Origin of the sequence: Capnocytophaga catalasegens, from assembly GCF_026005215.1 — a bacterium.
Classification (GTDB): Bacteria; Bacteroidota; Bacteroidia; order Flavobacteriales; family Flavobacteriaceae; genus Capnocytophaga; species Capnocytophaga catalasegens.
Genome location: NZ_BPMA01000073.1, coordinates 1 through 5,188 on the forward strand (window position 1 = coordinate 1; position 5,188 = coordinate 5,188).

At 33.0% G+C, this 5,188-nt stretch carries 2 protein-coding genes; both read right to left on the reverse strand.

Going from position 1 to position 5,188, the window contains the following annotated elements:
* Positions 1-146: 146 nt before the first annotated feature.
* Positions 147-614 carry a PBECR3 domain-containing polyvalent protein gene (locus OO775_RS13430; protein ID WP_264847744.1) on the reverse strand — a complete coding sequence of 156 codons (468 nt, stop codon included), beginning with the start codon at positions 612-614 and terminating at the stop codon, positions 147-149.
* Positions 615-616: 2 nt separating this feature from the next.
* The coding region (locus OO775_RS13435; RefSeq protein WP_264847745.1) for an LPD3 domain-containing protein at positions 617-5,188 on the reverse strand (4,572 nt) is incomplete at its 5' end.

Sequence of the window (5,188 nt, forward strand, 5' to 3'; positions counted from 1 at the left end):
AACCCTCTTTTTTTGTTGCCATATTTATAAATATTAAAAAATTAATTACTATATTATTTTATTTTTGTACCTTTGCACTGAATAGGAGCGTTTCGGACGTTGGGAAAATCAGGGGGGTTGTCTTTAAACAACATCATCTTTTTCGCCTATTTGTTTAAGACAGAAGACCGTTTAGGCTTTCTGTCTTTTATTTTGTATAAAGTACTTAAAAACAGCCTTTTTCCGTGTTTGTTTTCTCTTAATTCCTCCAATACAATGTAAGTGTCATCTACCTTGTATTTGTATTCAAAAACATCCATTTTTAGACTATTTTTGCCTTTATAGTTTATTTCTGTTGCCTCTTTTAGAATTTTAGGAATAAGTTCAAAATCATCTAAATTGATAGCTACCTGCCCTCTTGCTTCTTCTTTTTTAACAGAACCGTGATTTTTTATGGCGTGTCTTACAAAAGAAGTGTCAAGAAAGCGTTCTGCTCCTTGTACATCTTTTTCTGTGTACTTTTTTATTTCTTTGGCTTGTTTTTCCGTAATAACACCTAAACTTATCTTTTTATGCTGATTGAGTTTGTCAGACAAAGCAAAATCAACCAACTTCTTAATTTCTGTTTTGTTCATTTTTAATAAATTACATCATACACTTGATTTTCAATTGTTTGTTCTTCACCCTCAGCAGGTAACAGACTTTGCTGAAAAATATTGTATTTCAACCGATTAGCTGGTATGTGATTGTAGCGGTTTTTGTCAGGATACACATAATTTTCTTGGTAATTCGGTAATTTTGCCGTGAAAAGAATGATGTCGCCGTCAAATTGGGATTTGCTTCCGCCTCGCATTTTGCCGTCAGTGGTTTGTTGGAAAATCACTAAAAACAGTTTGCTGTTGTATTTTTTTCGCAAATCTTTATCTACTTCAAATTTGCTATCTATCTCTTTGATTTTCTGAAAACTATCAATAACAATCACATCGTTGCGTTCAATAATTTCATGCAGTTCTTGTATGCTTCTAACATCGTGAGCTTCAATATTATTCATTGCTTTTTCGTTTAGATATTGATGTACTTTTTCGATATACAAACGGCTTTGCGGATGCTCTTCCATAGAAATATGCCCCACTTTGTAGTGTTGTGCCAGGTCATTCATAAACTGAAAGGCAAACCGCGTTTTTCCACTTCCTTGCCCTCCTGTGAGGGTAATAACAAGGCTGTCTTTTTCTTTGATTTCGATGTCTCCCAAGAATATTTTCATATCGTATCGACCGATTGTATAGCTTTGACAATCAGCGGAAAACGTAGCCAATTGTTGAGCTAACGAACCCCGCCGAGCAGAAAAAGTATTAGACGCAACCACAGGTAACTGATTTTCTGGTTTTACTGAAATTTCCTCATATTCCACAGGGATATTTTCCACAAAAACACTCGGATTTTCTACCATTGGAGACGATAAACCAAAATTTTTATCATTTTTTTTGGAGTTTGGTATATTTTTTGTATTTTTGCTGTCTGAAAAACACTCAAACTCTCCGAACCCATTTTTATGGCTCTTGGCAATTCCTTCTTGGAAACCTTGATAGAGTTTGGGGGTCTTTTCAGAAAAATCCTCCATAGTCTGACGGTATGGTACGCCCATTGTCATTGGAGGATTTTTCTTTTTGGTTTTTCCTCCTACATCATAGCTTTTAAATCTCATATCCCTATTGTGGTCTAATATGATTGATATTCGGATATGTTTCTTTTCTCCGTCAATAGTTAATTTTGATTTAAAATTCAAATATCCCAAAACATCTTTACTATCGGTTGCTTTACGCTGTCCGAAATTATTATAAGTAGAGTTTTTAATAAGCTCTTCCAAATGTTTTATGATAGCTGCTTTCTCTTTATACATTGGAGTATGCAGTTTTCTTCCTCCTTTGGTTGTAAAAACAATTTCATTGATAAAATTCTTAATAGCTACTCTTTTACCTTTTAGGTTTTCCAAATAGTATTGCAAGGTATATTCGCGCAACTGCTTTACGCTCATATTCTTAAAATCTTCGGTTGAGATTTCAAGTTGTGGAGCAGAAAGCCCGTATTTTTGTTTATATTTGTTGTATTCTCTTTTTATTTCAGCATTTAATTTGTCTGAAAAATCTTTGTATTCTTGAAACATTTGTAAGCCTTTATCGGTAAGATGAAATTCATCTTTTCCTACAACTTTTTCGACAAATTCGTTTTTCTTACGAAAATCAAGGTTCTGTTTAAACCATCTTTTATAGTCGGAATTAGGAAAATAAAAATCAAAACGACCAAGTTCGACATTACGAAGAAATTGTTTTAATACATCAAATTCTCGTTCTGCGATTTGATATTTTTTAATCAATTTTTCTTCAAAATCTAACTTTTTTAGAAACATTTGGTCATTTTCCAAAGATTTTTTCATTTCAGCACCTTTGTATAAAGCATCTATTTGCTTACCTCTTTTATCAACGGCATAAATTCTAATATTTTCAAGTTCAGCCCAACTTTTTTTATCAGAATGATAAAACTCCTTGCCATCAGTAAGCAGTCCGTATTCGTCATAATACCAACCTTTGCGTAATTTTCCTTTGTCGGTAAAGGCTTTTTTACGGATATCATCGGTTAAGGGTAAGCCTAAACCAAAATTTTTATCATTTTTTTTGCCAGAAACAGATTTTTTTGTATTTTTGCCTTGAGAAGATGTTTCAATCTGCCCGGCTTTGGGATTAGTTACGGCTACCCTGCGGATTGAGGCATCTTTTTTTGGTTTCGTTCCAACCTCAAAAGTTTTAAATTTTGTTTTCCTTTCTCTATCTAAAATAACAGAAATTCGTACGTGTCTTTTTTCACCGTCAATAGTGATTTTTGACTTAAAATTCAGATACCCAAGCACATCGGGGCTGTCCGTTTTCTTACGATTTCCCCAATTATTGTAGGTTGAATTTTTAATCAATTGTTCCAAATGTTCTATTACTGCAACTTTTTCTTTATAAATGGGTTGCAATAATTTCCGACCAGCACCCGAAACAAAAACAACTTCTTTTAAATGATTTTTAATAGCCGTTTTCTTTCCTTTCAAATGGGTGTTGTAATAATCCAACGTGAATTTACGTAACTCACTTACCGTCATTTTCTTAAAATCATCGGTAGAGAGTTCAGTCCGTGGAGCTGCTAAACCCGACAAACTCGGAGCTGACAAACCTTTTTCATATCCTTTATAATCTTTGTTTAAGGTTGCAGAAAGACGCACAGGGTTTATTTCTACGTTGTAGTTTCGGTCAATATCAGCCAAAAAAGGCATTACCAAAGCAAAATTTTTGTTTTCCTTGCTGGAAATGAGAATACCTCTGTTGGGTAGTGTAACCTCAAAACTGATGTTTTTTGTACCGTTAGCCTGCAAACATTGCAACGCCTCAAACAAATATTTAGCATTGGTGAAAATGGTTAAATCTTCAATCTCAAAACCAATATTTATTTTTTCCGTTTTGTGTTTTAACAGATAATACGCACAATAGGCGTGGTTTGCAATTTGTTCAATATCAACATATTGCGACTTATATTTATACTCCAAAGGAATTACAGGTTTGTAATCAGGATATTTTTGTTCTCCATTGTAATATCTGTATTTTTCTTCCCATTCCTTTTCGGATAATTGGGTTTCGTTGGTACTTAATTTTTTCAGATAATCAAAATAGGTATCATTTACCAAATAGACTTCACCTGTTTTAAGTCCATCATTTTTAGGACGTTCGATAGACACTAATTTGAAAGCGTCCGTGCCAACATAAAATTCTTTTTCGATAAGCACACCCGACATTGCAGCGCGCAAATCGTCTTTTCCTACAACAATTTTTGAAAACGAAGCAACGCCTTTTTTCGATATTTTTGGGCATTTATAATTGAAATCATTTGTGTTTAAAAATCCGTTTTCAATATACAACAACTTTGATAATTTTCTATCGTAAAGTTCTTTAATACGCTTAGCTCCAACGCCTTTTTCTTCATTAGAATTAAAACGAATATCTAATTTTGTAGAACCATCATTGGTAATAATTGCCTTGTTGTTTTTGGGCGTGTTTGTATTGCTTGTACTTGGTTGTTTTTTAGCATTCAAACTACTTTTTTTTTTCAGAATATTATCCCTTTCAAAAAGATATTTTACTGAATATTCGGCATCAGAAGTATAAACACGTTGCCATACTTTGTTGATTGGCGACCATTTAAAAGCTCGTTTTTTTATCGCTTCCCGTATTTCTTTGCTCGGAATTTCATCAAAATAAATTTTAATACGATGTTCCTGCATATCAAAAACTATTTTTCCACCCTCAAAATCAATTTCTTTATTCTCTTGCTGAGCTTGTTTTTTTAGCATTTCAATACGCTGTTTTATCCTGCGAATTTCCGCGTTTATGTTTGTTGTTCCACGAAGCAAAATCATTCCGTGTTTATCTATTTCTTTAATGAATTGATTTGCTAATTCATCGTTGATATTGTGTTTGGAAAAAACTTTAAAATCGTTTGTTTTTTTCCATTCTTTTTCGGCTTTGTTTGCTCGCAAAATAAAATCTTTTTCGGCTTCTTGTTCTTGAAGTTTTTGCTCCAATTTTTCAATAGCGTGTTTATCTGTTGAAGAAATGGGCGTGTCTTTTTCAAATTGATTTTCGGGTGTATTTTTAGCGATTTTTTCCAATTTTGATTGTAAAGCGTTAAATTTCTGAACAAAAAGATTGGTTTTTTCAATTTCTTGTTTTTGAACAGCTTCGTTTTTTCTTTGCTTACTCGCCGAAATACCAGCCCCTCCCGTAACAAAAGTGCTGAAAGTTCTACTTCTTAGACTTATGATTTCATTTTGTAGCTTTAAAAGTTTTTGATATTCTGCGTCAAAAACTTCGTTATATTTATCCAAAACGCCGTTTTCTTTGGCTTGTTTATCGAAAGAATGGTAAAGTTCTGAAAAATCTTTACTCCACGCTTTAAAATCTCTTTCGGCTCGTTTATCAGGGGTTTGACTTATCCAATAATAGGATTTGTACAATTTCTGATAATCCATATCTTTTTCAAAGTAAGAAATCGAATATTTTTCGTGCGAAATTTCTTCTGAAATTGGTTTTTCTACGGATTTTTCACAAGTATTGCATTCTTTTTGTTTTTTGTTACTTGTACCTTGTGTTTTGCCTTTTTGAGGTTCAAGCATTTT